Source organism: Sphaerisporangium dianthi (assembly GCF_042654065.1).
Classification (GTDB): Bacteria; Actinomycetota; Actinomycetes; order Streptosporangiales; family Streptosporangiaceae; genus Sphaerisporangium; species Sphaerisporangium dianthi.
Map to the genome: position 1 here is coordinate 261,695 of NZ_JBHSFP010000009.1, position 17,378 is coordinate 279,072.

General features: G+C 69.5%; 16 protein-coding genes. 7 read left to right on the top strand and 9 right to left on the bottom strand.

Annotated features, from left to right (window positions below):
- The first annotated feature begins 625 nt into the window (after positions 1-625).
- Positions 626-802 (top strand): hypothetical protein, encoded by a 177-nt coding sequence (locus tag ACFO60_RS16485; protein WP_380841166.1) that lies wholly within the window; start codon positions 626-628, stop codon positions 800-802.
- 823 nt (positions 803-1,625) lie between these two features.
- Entirely contained in the window at positions 1,626-3,770 is a 2,145-nt protein-coding gene (locus ACFO60_RS16490; RefSeq protein ID WP_380841167.1) for an MGMT family protein, read from the top strand.
- A gap of 92 nt (positions 3,771-3,862) precedes the next feature.
- Here ACFO60_RS16490 and ACFO60_RS16495 read toward each other — a convergent pair whose 3' ends face one another.
- From ACFO60_RS16495 to ACFO60_RS16505, 3 genes are all read right to left on the bottom strand, one after another.
- A complete protein-coding gene (locus ACFO60_RS16495; protein WP_380841168.1) occupies positions 3,863-4,126 on the bottom strand; it encodes a hypothetical protein in 264 nt (87 codons plus the stop codon).
- A gap of 132 nt (positions 4,127-4,258) precedes the next feature.
- A complete protein-coding gene (locus tag ACFO60_RS16500; protein WP_248959591.1) occupies positions 4,259-4,495 on the bottom strand; it encodes a DUF397 domain-containing protein in 237 nt (78 codons plus the stop codon).
- A complete protein-coding gene (locus ACFO60_RS16505; protein ID WP_380841205.1) occupies positions 4,496-5,317 on the bottom strand; it encodes a helix-turn-helix domain-containing protein in 822 nt (273 codons plus the stop codon).
- Between the two features lie 203 nt (positions 5,318-5,520).
- On the opposite strand from ACFO60_RS16505, the gene ACFO60_RS16510 reads away from it, so the two are divergent.
- The 3 genes from ACFO60_RS16510 to ACFO60_RS16520 all read left to right on the top strand — a co-directional run bounded on the left by ACFO60_RS16510 (position 5,521) and on the right by ACFO60_RS16520 (position 9,133).
- Positions 5,521-6,042, top strand: a complete 522-nt coding sequence (locus tag ACFO60_RS16510; RefSeq protein WP_380841169.1) for an ATP-binding protein — start codon at positions 5,521-5,523, stop codon at positions 6,040-6,042.
- A 206-nt stretch (positions 6,043-6,248) separates the two neighbouring features.
- Positions 6,249-8,630, top strand: coding sequence for a helicase-associated domain-containing protein (locus tag ACFO60_RS16515; protein WP_380841171.1), 2,382 nt, complete (start codon positions 6,249-6,251; stop codon positions 8,628-8,630).
- Between the two features lie 158 nt (positions 8,631-8,788).
- Positions 8,789-9,133, top strand: a complete 345-nt coding sequence (locus ACFO60_RS16520; RefSeq protein ID WP_380841172.1) for a hypothetical protein — start codon at positions 8,789-8,791, stop codon at positions 9,131-9,133.
- 50 nt (positions 9,134-9,183) lie between these two features.
- On the opposite strand, the gene ACFO60_RS16525 is transcribed toward ACFO60_RS16520, so the two are convergent.
- The 3 genes from ACFO60_RS16525 to ACFO60_RS16535 form a co-directional block, all read right to left on the bottom strand.
- Positions 9,184-11,925, bottom strand: a complete 2,742-nt coding sequence (locus ACFO60_RS16525) for a penicillin acylase family protein (protein WP_380841173.1) — start codon at positions 11,923-11,925, stop codon at positions 9,184-9,186.
- A gap of 96 nt (positions 11,926-12,021) precedes the next feature.
- Positions 12,022-12,840: an SAM-dependent methyltransferase gene (locus tag ACFO60_RS16530; protein WP_380841174.1), complete on the bottom strand. Its 819-nt coding sequence runs from the start codon at positions 12,838-12,840 to the stop codon at positions 12,022-12,024.
- Between the two features lie 191 nt (positions 12,841-13,031).
- Positions 13,032-13,592 (bottom strand): DUF1349 domain-containing protein, encoded by a 561-nt coding sequence (locus ACFO60_RS16535; RefSeq protein ID WP_380841175.1) that lies wholly within the window; start codon positions 13,590-13,592, stop codon positions 13,032-13,034.
- A 106-nt stretch (positions 13,593-13,698) separates the two neighbouring features.
- Here ACFO60_RS16535 and ACFO60_RS16540 point away from each other — a divergent pair, with 106 nt between their 5' ends.
- Positions 13,699-14,019 (top strand): GroES family chaperonin, encoded by a 321-nt coding sequence (locus tag ACFO60_RS16540; RefSeq protein ID WP_380841176.1) that lies wholly within the window; start codon positions 13,699-13,701, stop codon positions 14,017-14,019.
- A 121-nt stretch (positions 14,020-14,140) separates the two neighbouring features.
- Here the strand turns inward: ACFO60_RS16540 and ACFO60_RS16545 are convergent, their stop codons facing one another.
- From ACFO60_RS16545 to ACFO60_RS16555, 3 genes are all read right to left on the bottom strand, one after another.
- A complete protein-coding gene (locus ACFO60_RS16545) occupies positions 14,141-14,974 on the bottom strand; it encodes an esterase/lipase family protein (RefSeq protein WP_380841177.1) in 834 nt (277 codons plus the stop codon).
- A gap of 193 nt (positions 14,975-15,167) precedes the next feature.
- The gene (locus ACFO60_RS16550) at positions 15,168-16,454 is read right to left on the bottom strand and encodes a PucR family transcriptional regulator (protein WP_380841178.1); all 1,287 of its coding nucleotides are present in this window, start codon (positions 16,452-16,454) and stop codon (positions 15,168-15,170) included.
- 239 nt (positions 16,455-16,693) lie between these two features.
- The gene (locus ACFO60_RS16555) at positions 16,694-17,038 is read right to left on the bottom strand and encodes a sigma-70 family RNA polymerase sigma factor family protein (protein ID WP_380841179.1); all 345 of its coding nucleotides are present in this window, start codon (positions 17,036-17,038) and stop codon (positions 16,694-16,696) included.
- Positions 17,039-17,046: 8 nt separating this feature from the next.
- Between ACFO60_RS16555 and ACFO60_RS16560 the strand changes: the two genes are divergently transcribed.
- Positions 17,047-17,274 carry a carboxymuconolactone decarboxylase family protein gene (locus ACFO60_RS16560; protein WP_380841180.1) on the top strand — a complete coding sequence of 76 codons (228 nt, stop codon included), beginning with the start codon at positions 17,047-17,049 and terminating at the stop codon, positions 17,272-17,274.
- Positions 17,275-17,378 lie beyond the last annotated feature (104 nt).

Consider the following 17,378-nt stretch of genomic DNA (forward strand, 5'->3'; position numbering starts at 1 on the left):
GCCATGTGGGCGAGGTGGCGCTGCCGGTAGCGTGCGACGGTCGACCGTAGGGCGATGAACGTCGTCTCGGGTACACGGCCAGCGAGCTCGTTACCTGCTCGCCATCGATCATTCGCAGGAGAACGCGGCACTGCCACCAGCGCCTTCCCGCCTCTGGGTCCGGCCAGTAATAGGCCGCAGGGTCGGGGAACAAGAAGTGGGTGGCATTGAAGTCAAGGTGGGCTCGCAGCCACGGTGTGGCCTTGCCGAAGCCGAGTCGTAAGCGGCCCGCTTCCTCGTAAAGGGCGTAAATCGCTTCGGTACCGACGGCTTTGAGAACGCGTGCCTTGCGGGGCAGTCGCCGACGGCCGGACGAGGTCTTCACCGGCCAGCCCCACAGCATGGTGATGCGTTGCCGTGCACTGGGCGAGGGAACCCGTTTGCGAGGAGTCGGAAGCGGCGGTGGAGGCGTCCGGCGATATCCGTCCTGGCTGACGTGGTCAAGGATACACGCACGCCCTTCTGGGCCAGCGGTGTTCCACGTCCAGCTCATCGGCCGTTCCGCCATCGCCTTGGCCCGCCGGCTCACGGGCGCCCCTTTGTAAGAGGGCTGCCAGGCGTGCGGTCTGGCGATTAACGGCATGTTATGGCACAGGTTCGCCAGAAATCCGATGCGGTCGAGCTCATTGGTGGGCGGGGCATCGTCTGGCAGTCGCCGGGTGTGTCCGGCGAGGTATCGGATCTCGACGAACGCCCTGGCCGCGAGGAGCGCGGCCAGCTCTCGATCATCGATCTCTCGGACAGGAATAGGCCCTGGAGCTGACGCCCTGCGGATTTGGGCGGACGACTCTGACGTTTCTGGCTCCTGCTTCTGGCCGTTCGAACCGGTCACGGCTGAGAGCTTATGCCGTTCTGTGCCGCACCACCCTGGACGACGCTTTATGCAGGGGCCGTCGATGGTGGGGGTATCGCCTGGGTGGAGCGTCTCTATGTAGATGAGGGCGACTTCGAGTTCTCCGATGAGGCGGAGCCTCGGCCCTAGATGTCGGGGAGGCTGTGGGTGTGCCCGAGCGTGATGACATCTGCGACGGTCGAGGTGGAGGGCAGGAGGCCGTGGGCATGGGTGGGGGTGTTGTGGATGATCGACGGGACGCGCCTGAGGCAGCCGATGGGACCGGCCGCTGTGATGGCGTCGGGTGTCCGTGGGCTCGCCAGACGCCTTATCAGTGACCACGGAATCAGCGCAGGCCACCACGGCTTGCCAGAAGCATGGCAGCGCCCTTGTGCAAGTGCCGCATCGGCGGCCTTCGGCAGTCACTAGTCCGGCAATGTGGCGAACTTGTTTTGGGGGAGACAGCGAGCGTGGCACGATGGGTGATCAACCTGAGTTTCCGGTAGGAGAGGACACTTTGCAAAGATATCTCTCCCACCGGGGCTCCACCCATATCACGAGACTGTTCTCTGTACCCCTTTCCGCTCCGTATACCCCCTAGGGACATCATGTCCCACTTGTCCAGATCGATCTTGCGTAGATCACCTCATTGCTGCTGGTTTGTCCACGGGTGCCGCGTTGCCCTGCTTAGTTGGTGGTGACCTCACGCCCTTCCAATAGGGCAAAACCGGCAACTGAAGATCAAGGAGAACCAATGTCCTTCGCCGAGCACATCGCACCAATTCTTCGCACGACCTTGGAGGTCCTTCGGGAGGCCGGCCGTCCGCTACAGCCCGATGATGTGCGGAAGGCGGTCACCGAGAGGATCTCGATCGCTGCGGAGCACCAGGGTCCCAACGCGCACGGCCAGACACGCTGGTGGGCACAGTTGGGATTCCGGACGGGGGAAGCGGCGTCGCTTGGCTGGATGGTCAAGAGGAACGGGTGGTCGATCACACCCGCCGGGATTCAGGCGCTTGAAGATTTTCCGGGAGTTGAGCTCTATCGGGAGTTAGGGCGTCAATACCGAGCACGGCGGCTGCCTGCCCAGGGTCGCAAATATGCCGATCCCCGTTGGGACGTAGTCTTAAAGGCCCTGGTGCATCTGAAGCCTGGCAGGTGGACGACCTACGGCGACTTGGCCGAACTGGTCGGTATGTCAGCGCAGTCGGTCGGTGGGTTCATGGCCGAGGCCCCTCCGGGATACAACGTCCATCGAGTTCTCCAAACCGGAGGTCGAATCTCGCCGCAATTTCGCTGGTTGGATTCCATGCGGACCGAGGATCCACGTGCCGTCTTGGAGCAGGAGGGACTAACTTTCGACCAGACCGGGCGGGCGCATCCAGCACGCCGTGTTACGGCGAATGACTTCCGCACGGTATTCACCGAGGCAGGACTGATCCCAGGGGTGATCAGCGAGGTATCGCCTGCGTCTGCACCTGACAACGCCCCGCCAGCGTTCGAGCAGTTTCAGCAAAATCTCGGATATGCCCGGCAGCTCGTACACGGAGGTCAGAACCTGGAACGGCTTAGGGTAGGCGCCTTTGACGTCGGCGATCTCTACCGAGCCGCCTGGACCCAGTCCGTAGCGGCCTTGGACCACTGGATTACACGAGAAATCATTGACCGGGCGGTGGCTCTCGCGTTGCAGCCGGGGGTGGCTCGTCCTCCGAAGTTCAGCAAGTTGCCCATCCCCGTCGAGCTGTTCGAGAAGGTTCACCATCACGACGAGCCCCTCGATGCGGCGTTCCGCGCCCATCTGGAGCAGGTCTTCGCGTTCATGACCTTCCAGAACCCAGACAAGATCAAGGAAGGGTTCGCCCATGTCAGTACGGTTAACCTTTGGGTGAAGGTCGCGGAGATCCTCACTGATCAGGACTCGGCGGAGCCGACCACCTCCGACGGCGTGCGGAGTAGGCTACGCGAGATCGCCTGGCGCCGGAACAACATCGCGCATACGGCCGATCACGACCCGGACCGGCCCGGTCAGAAGGCGGCCATCAGCGCGCGCGAAGCGGAGGAGACCATCTCCTGGATTGAATCGATCGCGATCGCCATCCAGTTGGCACTCGGCGACCCGCTTCCAGCCGCGGACTACGACGCCGCGCCGCCCGAAGCGGGCACCCTCGGAGCCGTCCCCGCGATGACCAACGAGCGGCGGGAAGCGTTAACACGAGGACAGAGTAAGTGGGATGAGGACAGCCTTCTCCATGCGCTTGAGCAGTACTGCCCTGAGGATGTGACTAGCACCCTGTTGGCGGTCTACCGGCATGCGGAACGCCATCCGTCGTTCCGTGGGTACTACTTCGGCGAGGCCGAATATCCCTCCGTCACGGCGTGGTTCAGTCTCGGCACCGACGAGGCGGCAGTGTGGAGCATTTACACAGGTGTGAGTAAGTCGGTCCTTTCCATCAACTTCGAATGGATGCATAATCGCGGAGCTTCCCAGGACCGACTAGTGCGTCTCGTTGATGCTCTGAGCGTCTTTCCCGGATGGGCGCAGGCCCGTGATCAGCTCATCGCCGCAAACTACGCAAAGCGCCCATCTCTCACTCCGGCCGCGCTCGCGCAACCTGATGCGTCGGAAGTTGTGATCGCCGCGCTCAATGATCTCTTGGCGGTAAAGTCACGCATAGTCCAGATCCTCGCCCCTCAGCCTTCGACGTGGTATAAGAACCCGAATAGCACTGGCGCTCGGGGCGGTTGCAGCCAGCACGGAACTCCACCCTGCCACGCTGACATCGTCGCAAGCGTCGTTCTTGCCGATGCTGGTAGCGACAATATCCAGTGGGCAGTTTGCCAACGCGGACTCCAACAGCTCAAAACCCACCCTTCGCCGCCCCGTGACGGCACCATCTGATCCACAGGGAAGGGGAGACAGGCGAGTGGCCTTCGTTGGGCGGACGGCGGCGCGTTCTCGCTGTTGATCGCGAGTGGGTTCGACGCGTGCGGTCAGGCCGGGACGACGGGCTGGGGTTGGGGGCCGCGGCCGGTGAGCCATTCGAGGACCTTGCGGTGGCCGTGGCGGGCGTCCTCGAAGTGACCCCAGCGCCAGTATCTCGGCTGGTCCCTGACTCCGGTCACCCAGGTGCGGTAGGAGACCGGCCGGGCGCCGTCCTGCTCTGTGGAGGCCGCGGACGCGACGCCGTAGGTACGGATCACGACGCGGCCCCCCGGCGCGAACAGCACGTCATCGGCTACGGGGTAGAGAGTCATCTGATCCAGCATCACGGGCCCCCACGAACTTCACAAGAAGCGGACGAACCCAGTGTGCCGGATCGATGAACAACCCCGGTTACACGATCAGCGCTCCCCGGTTAACCGGACTCGCGATATGTGAACAGGGTGTTACGCGACCAGATTGTCGAACTCGCCGTCCTTGACGCCGAGCACCAGGGCCCGGATCTCGTCAGCGGTGTAGATCAGGGCCGGGCCGTCCGGGAATCGGGAGTTACGGACGGCGACGCCCCCGTCGGGGAGTTTCGCAAGCTCGACGCAGTTGCCCTGCGAGTTGCTATGAACACTCTTTCGCCACGCGACGCCGGTGAGGCTCGTGGCCGGCATTCCGTTATAGGGCTGGTTCATCTAGATCTCTCTGAGTATGTCGCCGAGTATCTCGGCAGTGCCCCCGGGCGTTGTGCTCTCGATGCACAGCTGTTCCATGGCGGTGAGGTACGGATCGATGTCCTCACGCTTGTCCAGGTAAAGGGCACCCCACAGCTGCTCGACGTAGACCACGTCCGACAGGTCGGACTCCGGAAAACGCAGGATGGTGAACGCTCCACCCTCGGCCGCGTGCATACCGAACTGGAACGGCATCACCTGCAAGGTGATGGCCGGCAGACTGGCGACGGCCATCAGATGCTGCAACTGCTCGTACATGATCTCTTTGCCACCGATCGGCCGCCGCAACGCGGCCTCGTCGATGACGGCCCAGAGTTTCGGTCCGTCGTTGCGGAGGAGGCGCTCCTGCCGGTGCAGGCGCAGATGCACGCGGCGTTCGATCTCGTCGTCGGAGACATCCGGGTACCCGAGCCTGATCACCGTCCGGGCGTACGCCGCCGTCTGGAGCAGTCCCGGCACGAACTGCACCTCGTAGGTGCGGATCACCGACGCCGCCTCTTCGAGCCCGACGTACGTCGCGAACCAGGTGGGGAGCAGGTCGCTGTACTTGTGCCACCATCCGGGAGTGTTCGCCTCGCGGACCATCTCGAGCAGCCCACGGCGGTCGGCGTCGTCGTTGACACCGTAGAGCGTGAGCAGATCTTCGACGTCACGCGTCTTGAACCCCACCCGTCCAAGCTCCATGCGGCTGATCTTGGACTCGGAAGCGCGGATGTGAAATCCCGCGACCTCGCGCGTTAGCCCGCGCTCCTCACGCAGCCTGCGTAGGCTGGCGCCCAACATGATGCGCCGAACCGTAGAGCCGGAGCCGGGCGGATCGATGGACACGTGCTTTCCTCCGGTTGTGGACTGGTTCACAGTCTGTCAAAGATCGCGCGTGTGGTCCCCCTTCGTTTCACTCCCAGGGCAACCGTAGCGCCTGCACGACTCTTCTGCACGTGCATTCGCCCTTGCACCTGCACATGAGTTTGGAGCATCATGATCTCGTGCACTCCACGGACCTGACACGTGGTCGGAACCAGTGGTCGGCCTTCGACTGGTGGCCTCCCATCGGCTGGTGGCCCTACCCTGCGCGCGACCTGGCACCGCCTGAGGCAGACACGTCGAGCGCCACGTTCGTCCTCCCACCCCGCCCCGAATCCGTCCATTCGGCACGCAGCTTCGCGGCCGGCAGCCTGCTCGGCTGGGGCATGCGCGACCTGGTGCAGGACATGGAGCTCGTGGTGTCGGAACTGGCCACCAACGCGCTCCGGCACGGCCTGACGCCCGGCCCCCGCGATCCGCGCCGCGGCTGCTCCGAACCCATCAGGATGTCGATGATCCGCATGGACTCGCTGGTGAGCTGCGTCTTCGCCGACCCGGGGTCGGCGGCGCCTGTGATGCGCCAGCCCTCGCCGCTGGAACCCGGCGGAATGGGGCTGCACATCGTCGAGTCGATGAGCCTGCGCTGGGGGTGGAACCCCCTCCTGCCGCACGGCAAGGTCGTCTGGGCCGTCCTGAAAAGTTGACCGAGGTCAGCCGCCACGCCGGACGGCTGGACGTCGCGGCTTCGCCCATCCCGGGGCCCCGCCCCGGCCATGGCGGAGACCGCCCCGGGCCGTGAGGAACGCGTCAAGGATTCGGAGGTGTATTCCGCAAGGTCGATCCGTCAAGCGGGTGCTCTGCATTACGGTGGCTTCTTGGTGACTCCCGCGAGACCTTTGAAAGAGCTGTGATGGATGATCACCTGCTCGGCTGGTTGACAACCCTCGACGAAGACCGGCTCACGCGTGTCCTGGCCAACCGCCCGGACGCGATCGCCGCGCCCTGGCCCCGCCGCCTCGACACCCTGGCCCGCCGTCTGGGCGACACCTTCGCCGTCATGGAGGTCATGCGCGGCCTTCCCCTGCCTCCCCTCGAGATCCTGCAGGCCCGCCTGGTCATCGGCGAGCGCGCCAACGCCGAAGATCTCGCCCGCTTTCTGGGCGTGACCACCGCCGAGGTGCTTCCCTGGCTGGACGACCTCTTCGACCACGCCCTCGCCTGGCCCGGCCCCGACGGCCGCCTCCACCTCGCCGAGGCCGTCGCCCGCTGGTGGACGGCTCCCTGCGGGCTCGGCGAGCCTCTCCTGTCCTACCTGGACTCCTGGACGCTCAACACCGAGGGGTTGCGCCGCATGAGCCGCGCCCTCGGCCTGGCCCCCCAGGGGAGCAAGCGCCAGCTGATCTCGCGGATCACCACCGTGCTCTCCGACGCCGACCGGTTGTCGGCCCTGCTGCACGACGCCCCCGACGGCACCGTCAGCCTGCTCGACGAGTTCGCCTGGGACGGCCCGGTGCGCGGCGTGGACGGCAACCGCTTCATCGCCTCAGGCACCCCCGAGAAGTGGGCCGCCGACCGGGGCCTGCTCTACCGCACCCAGTGGAACATCGCCGAGATGCCGCGCGAGGCCGCGCTCGCGCTGCGCGGCCCCGACTACCACGCGCCGTTCACCCCCGAACCTCCCCAGCTCGGCACGGTCCCCGTCGACCCCGAGGCCGTCGACCACCAGATGTGCCTGGCCGCGCCACACGCCGTCGACCGGGCCGCCGCCCTGCTGGAGAACACCGACAAGACGCCGCTTCCCCTGCTCAAGGGCGGCGGCGTCGGGGTCCGCGAGGTGCGCCGCGTCGTCAAGGAGACCGGCTGCACCGAGGACGAGACCCGGCTGCTGCTGGAGGCCTGCGCCGTCGCCCGGCTGCTCGCCCTGGACGAGACCGCGGGCGGGCTGGTCCCGACCAAGCGGTTCGACGCCTGGCGGCTGGAGGACGCCCCCGCGCGGCTGCGCGCCCTGCTCGCCGCGTGGTGGCGCATGGAACGCTCGTCGCTGCGGCGCACCGCCGGCAAGTACCCCACCGTGCTCTGCGACGACCCCTCCGGCGAGACGGTGGCGCGCATCCGCTGGGCGGTGCTGGCCACTCTCGCCGCCCTGCCTCCGGACGCCGCGTTCGCGAGCATGCCCGAACTGGTGCAGGCCGTGCACTGGCGGGCGCCGCTGCTCGACCGCGACCTGCTCGCCGAGTGCTGTCCCGCCGTCCTCACGGAGGCCCGGCTACTCGGGCTGGTCGCCTCCGACACCCTGACCGCCCTCGGGCGCGCGCTGGCCGCGCTCGGCTCCGCCGCGGCCGGGGACGAGCAGGACGAGACCGTCCCCGCCGTCGAACGCGATCCGGGGATGGTGGAGGCCTCGGTGCACGCGCTGGCCGGCGCGCAGCGCACCGCCCTGTTCGGCGGCGACCTGACCGCCGTCGTCACCGGTCCCCCCGCCGCCGAGCTGTCGGGCCTGCTCGACCGGGCCGCCGACCGCGAGTCCCAGGGGGCCGCCTCGGTGTGGCGGTTCACCTCCGCGAGCGTGCGGCGCGCCCTGGACGCCGGCTACACCGCCGACTCGCTGCTGGAGGAACTGCGCGCGGCGGGCACCATACCGCAGCCGCTGACCTATCTCGTGAGGGACGTGGCCCGCCGGTACGGCGAGGTCACCGTCACCACCGTCGGGTGCATCATCCAGGGCTCCGACCCCGCGCTGCTCGCCGAGATCGCGGGCCACCGCCGCCTCGCCCGGCTCGGGCTGCGGCTCCTCGCCCCCACCGTGCTGGCCGGCGGCGCCCCGGCGGCGCGCACGCTCGCCGCGCTCCGCGACGCCGGGTACGCCCCGGTTCCCGTGGACGACAGCGGTGAGATCGCGGTCAGGCGCGAACCTCAGGGCGGCCGGCTCATCCTGCTGCCCGGCGGCCGGGTGGCCGAGCTCGACGAGCCGCACGTGCATCTGACCGAACCCGCGCCGGACCCGCGCGAGCACGCCCGCCGGCTCGCGGGCGCACGCGAGGAGGAACGCCACACAGGGCAGACCTGGGCCGTCATCGGCCGGCTGGCCACCCGCCTGCCCACCGCCCAGCAGTCTCTGCTGGGGTTCGTCGTCGACCGGGGCGTGCGCGCGCTCATCACCCTGTCCGACGGCCTCACCGCCACCATCAGCCACGGCGAGCTGCGACGCGGCGTCCTGGACGCCTGGTGCGAGGAGGCCGGCGACTACCTCGAGTTCCCCCTCGCCGAGATAGCCTCGGTGACCAGCGGCTGAAAGGGCCCGCGGCCTTCCCGGCCGCTTCGTCGCGCGCGTTCCCCAGCCCCAAGGGGCGCCTCGCCTGACTTTTTCCCGCCCGCGCGCATGAGGCCGCGTTCTGCGGGCAGTCTCGGCCGCACGGCGCCGCTCTTCGCGGCGTCCCTCGACTGCCCGATGTGGGGGGCGACGACATGGCCTTGCTGGAGCACGACGACTCACCCCGCTGGATTCCGTGGCACTTCGACGACTCCCCGTCACGCCCTGCGGGCGACGGGCATCGGGTCCCCTCCCGCTCGGTGAACGGCGGGCACGGACCGGACGGCGGGCGCGACGCCCGCACCGGCGCCGCACGGGGCCGCCGGGCCACCGGCCTGGTCACGAACCTCTCCCGGATGTACGTGACGCTGACCTCGCAGATCCACCTGCGCCATAAGTGGATCACCGTGGAGGCGATCGGCCGCGTGGTCACCCAGCGCTGCGCGAACTGCCGGCGCATCCGCGTCCGCGTGCACGGCGGCTGAGACGCCGCCGGCACGCCCTCCGGCGGCCCGCGCGACGGCGGGTCAGGGGATCAGGGAGTCAGGGTGAGGGTGTCGGCGGCGTCCTTGCGAACGGCTGACTCGGTCTGGCGCATGGGAGTGGTGGCGCCGTCGGCCCACAGCCCGGCCTGGTCGTCGTAGTTCGGGTGGAAGGCGTGGCCGGAGGCGCCGGTGAGGTTGACCCAGCGCGAGCGGTCGAGGTCGGCCAGGTCGACGACCATCCGCATGGACGGCACCCAGTCCACCTCGAAGCCTTTGGAGGCGTCCCATCCGGTCGCGTCGACCGCGTCCTTGCCTCCCCCGAGCTTCAGCGGCCCCCGGTTGAACAGCCACTCGACGGGGCCGATGCCGGAGGTGCCGAACGTCTCGTTGGTCAGCTCCAGGGTGTGCAGGTCGCCCCATCGCCAGTCGCGGGGCGAGTCGCCGAGCGCGGCACGCAGTTCCCCGGCGGCGTCGCCCATCGCGGCCACCAGCATGTCGTCGCGCGTCTCGACGCGGCCCTTGGTGCGGACGTCGTCCCACCAGGCGTCGCCCGGCCTGTCCAGCAGCGAGCGCACGACCTCGTACCAGCGGTCCCCGCCGCCGGGCCGGCCGCCCTCGGGCAGCTCGTCGTCGAAGGTGCGCTGCAGCAGGTGGCGCCACACCGCGTTGAAGTACGCGGCGGGAGCGGAGTCGCGCCCCTGGGAGAAGTCCCAGCCGGCGAGCAGCTCCCCCACCTCGGGAACCTTCGCGCCGGCGCGGAGCAGGTGGGGCACCAGCAGGGGGGCCAGGCCGTTGGCGGAGTCCATCTGGACGTCCCCCATGACGGCCGCCGTGATCTTCCCCTTGGACATGGCCTGCCTGATCCGGTCCACGATGCGCTGCGAGCGGTACCCGTAGGCCCAGTCGGAGGTGAGGAAGCGGTCGTAGGAGGGGCCGATGGCGGCGTTGTTGGCCGTGGCGATGAACCCCTCGGGCGGGTTGTAGGCGGTGGGAAGCTCCTCGAAGGGGATGAACCCCTTCCACTCCTCCTTCCCGGTCCATCCACGCGCGGGCCACCGGCCGTCGCCCCCCGCCCGGACGGGGATGCGCCCGGGAGCCTGGTAGCCGATGTTCCCGTCGACGTCGGCGTAGATCATGTTCTGGGCGGGGGCCTCGAAGAAGGACGCGGCCGTGCGGAACTGCTCGAAGTTCGCCGCCGTGTCGAGCAGCAGCAGCGCGTCGGCCGTGCGGCCCGGGTCCAGGGCGGTCCACCGGAGCGCGATCTCCAGTTCGTGCGTTCCGGCCGGGAGCCGGCCGTCGTTCGCGGCGCCCGTTCCCGGGCCTCCGGTGGCGCCTGACTCGATCTCGCCCGTCCGGACGGCGGCGCCCGGCAGGGCGTTCTTCGCGCCGCCCAGCACCCCCGAGATGATCGGGCCGTGCTCGGTCGACCGGACGGTCAGCGTCTCGGTGGGGCGCCCGGCCACCTTGATCTGCTCGGTGCGGGTCTCCATGGGCCGGAAGGAGTCCCCGACCTGGTAGGTGTCGCCCTTGGTCCGTTCCAGGTACAGGTCGGTGACGTCGGGGCCGAGGTTGGTGAAGCCCCAGGCGACCCGGTCGTTGTGGCCGATGACGACGCCCGGCATGCCGGAGAAGGTGTACCCGACGACGTCGTAGGGGCACGCGGCGGACCTCACCCGGCAGTGCAGGCCTGCCTGGTACCAGATGGAGGGGATGCGCGGCCCGAGATGCGGGTCGTTGGCCAGCAGTGGCTTGCCGGTGTCGGTGTGCGCGCCGCCCACCACCCAGGAGTTGGAGCCGATGCCGGCGCGGTCGGTCCCGTCCGTGCCGAGCGGGGAGGGCACGGCCCGCAGCGTCCTCGCCACGTCGGCGAGCACCCGCGCCGTGGCCTGATCCGGTCCCGCCCGCCGAACCTGCGCCGGCGCGGCGGCACCGCCGGCGCCACGAGCGGTGGCGGTGGCGCCCCCGGCGGCGGTGGCGGTGGCGCCTCCGATGGCGGTGGCTGTGGCGCCCCCGGCGGCGGTGGCCGTCGCGCCTTCGGTGGGGGTGGCGGCGAAGCGGCCGTCGCGCACGGCGCCGCCGGTGACGATCGGCTGGTGCCGGTCGAACGGATAGGCGGGGAACAGTTGGTCGACCCGCGCGGCCGGGACGGCGGAGGCGTCCAGCGCCCGTTCCAGCTCGTCGTCCATGTTGGAGCGCAGGTCCCAGGCCATCGCCTTCAGCCACGCCAGCGAGTCGGCGGGCGTCCACGGCTCGGGCGTGTAGGAGCCGTTGGTGAGCTTGAGCACGGCGTATTCGAGGCTCTTGTCGGCGAAGCCCTCGTGCTGCCGCATCCAGGCGTTCACCCCGCCCGCGTAGTCGGCGAGCGCCTGGCGGGTGCGCGGATCGAGCAACGGCAGCTCACGCTCGGCCGTACGCCGCCAGCCGAGGGTGCGCACCACCTTGTCGACCTCCAGGGTGGAGGCGCCGAACAGCTCCGAGAGGCGTCCCGCGGTGGTCTTGCGCCGGAAGTCCATCTCCCAGAACCTGTCCTGGGCGTGGACGTACCCCTGGGCCATGAACAGGTCGCGTGGCGTGCTCGCGTAGATCTGCGGGATGCCGTGGCCGTCGCGCAGGACGGTGACCTGCGCGCTCAGGCCGGGGAGGCGCAGCTCACCGTCGAGCCGCGGGAACGAGCGCCGTACCGTCCACACGCCGGCGACGGCGAGCACGAGCGCCGCCACCAGGACGGCGGTGAGGACGCGCGCCCCCCATCGGAGCGGACGGGACAGCCGAGCAAAGGGGGCGAACCTCAAGTTACGGACCTTTCACCATGGAAAACGCACCCCACAGTAAAGGCTACAAAGGTCACGAAACCAGACCGGGGTCCAGCGGGAAGGGCGCCGCCCGGGTCAGGGAGCCGGCTTCCTCGCGACCCCGCCGACGAGCCACGCCTTTTCCGGATTGCGGACCTTCAGCGGGTTCTCGGGACGCCAGAGGCGGATGTAGACCAGGCCGGGCTCGACCAGCTCCATCCCGTCGAAGAAGCCCAGGACCTGGGCGCGATTTCGGGAGGCGTCCTCCACCCGGCCGAAGACCCGCCGGTAGACGTCGACGATCGGCCCCACCGCCTCGGGCCGGGAGTCGAACACCGCGTGCACGATCATCAGGTGGCTGCCCACCGGCAGCAGGTCGCGCAGCTCGGCGACCCGTTTGTAAGGGTCGTCCTCGTGGGGGATGAACTGGAGCGAGCTCATGATCACGATGCCCACCGGGCTCGAGACGTCGATGAACCGCCGCAGCCCCGGGTCGGCCATGAGCTCGGCGGGACGCATGATCTCGCCCTCGACCACGCCGATGTTGGAGTCGGTCGCGAGCAGCGCCCGCGAGTGCGAGAGCACCACGGGGTCCTCGGAGACGTACACGACGCGGGCGTCGGGCGTCACCGACCGCGCGATCTGATGGGTGTTGCTCTCGGACGGGATGCCGGCGCCGATGTTGACGAACTGGGTGATGCCCTGTTCGGCCATGTACCGGACCGCGCGGGCGTGGAAGTCCTGGCCTTCGCGCGCCATGACGCGGATCTCGGGCGCGATGGCGAGGATCTCCTCGGCGGCCTCCCGGTCGGCGGCGAAGTTGTCCTTCCCGCCGAGGACGTAGTTGGCGATGCGGGCCTGGTTGGGGGCCGTGGTGTCCAGGGTCGCGCGCGCGCGGGGGACCTCTGCCGTCACCGTGCCACCTCCCCTCACCGGCGGTTCGTCAAAGCGTCGCGGCGGGGTGCGTGCGGTGACTCACGACGCGAACCCGGCGCTCAACTACAAGCCGACACAGATGACCACGATATACATGTCACTGGCTATTATTCGGCCGGGTTGGCCGTGAAACATGGCGACGATCACGTTAAATCGGGATTACACGCACCTCAGGTGAGGGACACCGAGGTGAAGCGGGTCTCGAAGCCGCCGCCTTCCGGCGCGGCGCACATGACGCCCGCGAGCGCCGGGACCTGCGGCGGGAAGTACGCCAGGCGCAGCAGGACGGACGGTTCGGCGCCGTCGAGCCCGTACCGCACGATGACGGTGTCGCCCTCGCGCTCCAGCTCGATGGTGACCACCTCGGCGGGCCCGACGGCCGGGGTGACGGACCAGTCGGAGAAGTCCCTGGTCACGACGGTGCTGAGCTTGACGCCACCGTCGACGTACTCGACGCCCGCCTTGATCCAGTTGGCGTCGTCGACGCGCAGCGCGACGCCCGCCTGGTCGTACTGCTCGGCGTAGGCGGCCTCGAGCGTCGCGGTGAGCCGCAGGTCGCCCGGCAGCGTCCTGCCGAAGATGTGCGCGGTGTCGTAGGTGTAGCCGTAGTGGGTGACCCGCCACAGATCGGTGCGGGCGTCCGCGGTCACCCGCAGTTCGCCGGTGGCCGCGTCCGCGGACCACTTCGCGGGCTCGTTGATCCACTGCCAGTCGCTGAAATCCTGAGTCATCGCCCCTCCTGCGGTCACCTTATAGATCACCACCGGGAGAGCGCTCTCGCGGACGGCCCGCGCATCGGTGCCACCGTCCCCGGCGCGGGCCGAATAAGCTTCATATGTGGTTGACCCCAAGTTCGAGATACAGATGCTCCATGATCGAGTCATGGTCAAGGTCGAGCAGGAGTCCGAGGAGCGTCGCAGCTCGGCGGGCATCGTCATCCCGGCCACCGTCAAGATGGCCAACCGCCTCATCTGGGGCGAGGTATGCGGGGTCGGCGCGAGCGCCCGCCTGGTGAAGGTGGGCGACAAGGTCCTGTTCAACGCCGAGGACCAATACGAGGTCGAGGTGCACGGCCAGATCTACCTGGTCATGCGCGAGCGCGACCTGCACGCCATCGCCACCCCCCAGTCCGAACAGGGCACCGGCCTGTACCTGTGACGAGCCGCCTCTCCAGGGCGCCGGCCCGCACCCGCTGACGCCCCCGCCTCGCCGCGGCCGCCCTGTCCGACCTCACCGCGGCCGCCCCGCGCGGCCGTGGCGGGGTGTCAGCCGAGGGGTGTCAGCCGAGCGGGTTCAGGCAGTTGATCCCTCCGCGCGGGGCTCCGAGCTCGTCCAGGACCAGGCGCTGCACGACCGGGTCGACGATGACGCCGAGGTGGGCGCTGAAGTCCAGCGGGCAGAAGTCCTGCAGCCGGAGGTTCCGCACCCCCGGGCCGCTGAGGTAGCCGGAGGTGTAGGGCGTGACGACCTCGTCGTACCGCGTGACGATCACGGCGTACTCCACGCCCGGGACGGTGTCCCCGCCGGAGTTGAGGCCCGTCAGGAAGGCCGACCCCGCGATCTGCTGGCCGCACGCGGGGCAGGCGTCGGTCACCGGCCCGGTGAGGCCGAGCAGGTCGCCGAGGGCCACCAGGCCGCTGAGCGTGGTGCCGTGGTTGGACGGCGCGATGCCGACCAGCTTGCGCACCTTGGCGGCTCCGCCGAGGAACTTCAGGTAGTACCGCGGCATCATGCCGCCCTGGGAGTGCCCGACGATGTCGGCCTCGGGCGCCCGCGTGGCCGCGAGCACCCGGTCGACGAAGGCGGACAGCTGCTGCGCCGACCGGGCGATGTCGCCGGTGCCCTGGATGAGCGCGTCGGGCGTCCCGCCGTAGTTGAGCGCGAAGACGCAGTAGCCGGCCCTCTTCAGCACCGGCGCGATCGCCGGCCAGTTGACCGCCATGTTGGCGAAGGTGCCGTGGACCAGCACGACCGGGCGCGGACGGGCGGCCGTCGGCTTGCAGGCCCAGTCGTTGGCCCCCAGCGGGGAGGTCTCGGCCCGCGCGGTCCCGGTCAGGGCGGTGGTGATCAGCACCGCTCCGGCGAGCACGGAGAGGACGACTCGAAAACGCATGACTTTTCCGCCTTCCAGCCGATGAACGGCCCGGCCATCCCGAATGGCAGAAAAGTAAGTCGAAGAGCGGCCGAATGGCTTGTCCGCGGAAATGAAATACGCCTTCCGCCATATCACCTGAATGACAAGAACACCCGCCGGGCAGGCGGAGGAGAACTCACCGCACTACCCGGGACGCCGTTTCTCCCGGGGTTCAGCGTCCGGCGTCCGGCGCGGCCCGCAGAGAAAGGGCGCGGGCGCGCAGCGCTATTTCCAGCTCGAAACGGTCGTCGGGAGAGGCGAGCTGGTCGCTGAAGAGCTCCGTGGCCTGCCGGAGTCGGTAGCGCACGGTCTGCGGGTGGACGTGCAGGCGGGCCGCCACCTCGTTGGCGTTGTAGCCGCACTGCAGCCACGCCAGCAGCGTCTCGGCGATGCGGTCACGCTGGGACGGGCGCAGCGCGCGCAGCGGGGCCAGCCGCACGCGCCGTATGACCCTGACCAGCGCCTCGTCCTTGAAGATGATCAGCGTGGCGAGATGGTCGGCGCAGCGGACCACCCGGCCGGAAGGCAGCACCCCGCGGCGGGCCAGGCCGAGCGCCTCGCGGGCCAGCCGCAGCGACTGCGCCGCCTCGTGCACGGGCACCGGCGGCCCGAGGACGGCCACCCAGCCCCTCAGCGCCCCGTCCAGCATGGCGGTCCGCCCTGGCCCCCCGGGGTCGGGCACGACGAGGTACGGGTCGGAACGGTCGAGGTCGGACAGCACGTCGGGAGGCAGAGTGGGCCTGGCAGGCGCGTCCGGCGGCGCGGACGGCCCGGGCGTGACGCCGTCGCGTCCGGCGGGCGTCCGCGACGGGCCCGCCCGGGATCCCGTGCCCGACGTCCGCGCCGCCAGCGCGACCCCGGCCAGGGTTTTCGGCACCGGCCACCCCACCGCCCTGGCCAGGTCCTCGACGGCCCGCGGGTCGGGGGGAGGGTCGGCGACCAGCAGGTCGAGAAGGCGACGACGGCGCAGCTCCAGCTCGCCGGCGACCTTGATGTGCGCCTCCGCGTAGCCCTCGGCCGCCGCCGCGGCGATCTCGTCCAGGTAGACCAGGATCGCCTCCCCGGCTCCGCACAGGCCCTGCCTCGACAGGTCGAGCGTCTCCGCCGACAGGGCGAGACGCCGCCATGCCACCCGAGCGCAGATCCGCAGGGCCGCCTGCAGGGAGTCCAGCGGCCGGCCCTCGTACGCCTCGCCCTTGCCGATCGCCCGGAAGACCTCGGTCATCCTGCCGGGGCGGGAACCGCCGTCAGCGGCCCTGGTGAGGAACAGCCGCAGCGCCTCCTCCACCGCCCGCCGCACGGCCGTGACGTACTTCTCGTCGCCCGGCCTCGCGTACTCGGGCACGCTGGCCTGGATCTCGCCGAGCATCTCCTCGGCCAGCTCGGGGAGATGGGCACGGATGACGTCCACGAACGCGCGAGGCACCTGCGGCGGTGCCGGGGCGGCGAAGGCGCTCACCCGCGTCTCTGGACGGCGATCACCTGTCTCCTCGATGAAGCGAGGGCCGGCCCCTGGCTCTGGACAGCGCCCACCTTCACACCTCATGTCCGGTGAAGATCTACAGATCCGGACGTTACTCCAAAATCACGCCGCTCCTATGCTTCCGTACGCATTTCTCATAGGTCGTTTCGCACCACGGTGACGCCCAGCGCGGGGACGCCGTCCGGCACGACGATGGAAACACGCTCGGGGGTGACTCACGCCGGATCCGGCAGGTCCGGCGACGCGAGCCTGACCGGGTCGATCACGGTCGCGATGGCGGCGATCCGGCCGTCGACGACGGTGAACGCCATGACCGAGAGCGGAGTTCCGTCCTCGCGCCAGGAGACGAAACCGGGAAGGCCGTTCACGAGCACCGCTCGTCCTCGCGCGGCCGCGCCGGCGGCGACGCGCGCGGTCGCCCCGGCGGCGACCTTGGTGGCCCCGAGGACGACGACCACACCGTCGGAGGTGTCGACGGTCAGCCTCACCTCCGGGTCGAGCACGCGCAGCAACCCCTCGAAATCGCCGCGGCGAGCCGCCGCCAGGAAGGCCTGGACCACCTGACGTGATGACGACGCCGTTCTTCACCGAGGCGGAGCGGGCGGCGCTCGCGCTCCCCGAGGCCGCCACCCGGATCCAGGACGGCGCGCCGGGGGTGACCGACGAGATCTGGGACGCCGCCGCCGCCCACTTCGACGAAACGCAGTTGTCCGCGCTCAACCTGGAGATCGCGCTGACCAACTTCTTCAACCGGATCAACCGCACGATTCTGGAGCAGGCCGGTAAGGCCTGGTGAGCTGAGCGGGACGTCATCGATCCGCAGGCCCCCGCCCCGCCTCCCGACGCCCGGCGAGGCGGGGCGGGGCGGGACGGGGCGGGACGCCCGTTCGACGCCCGCCC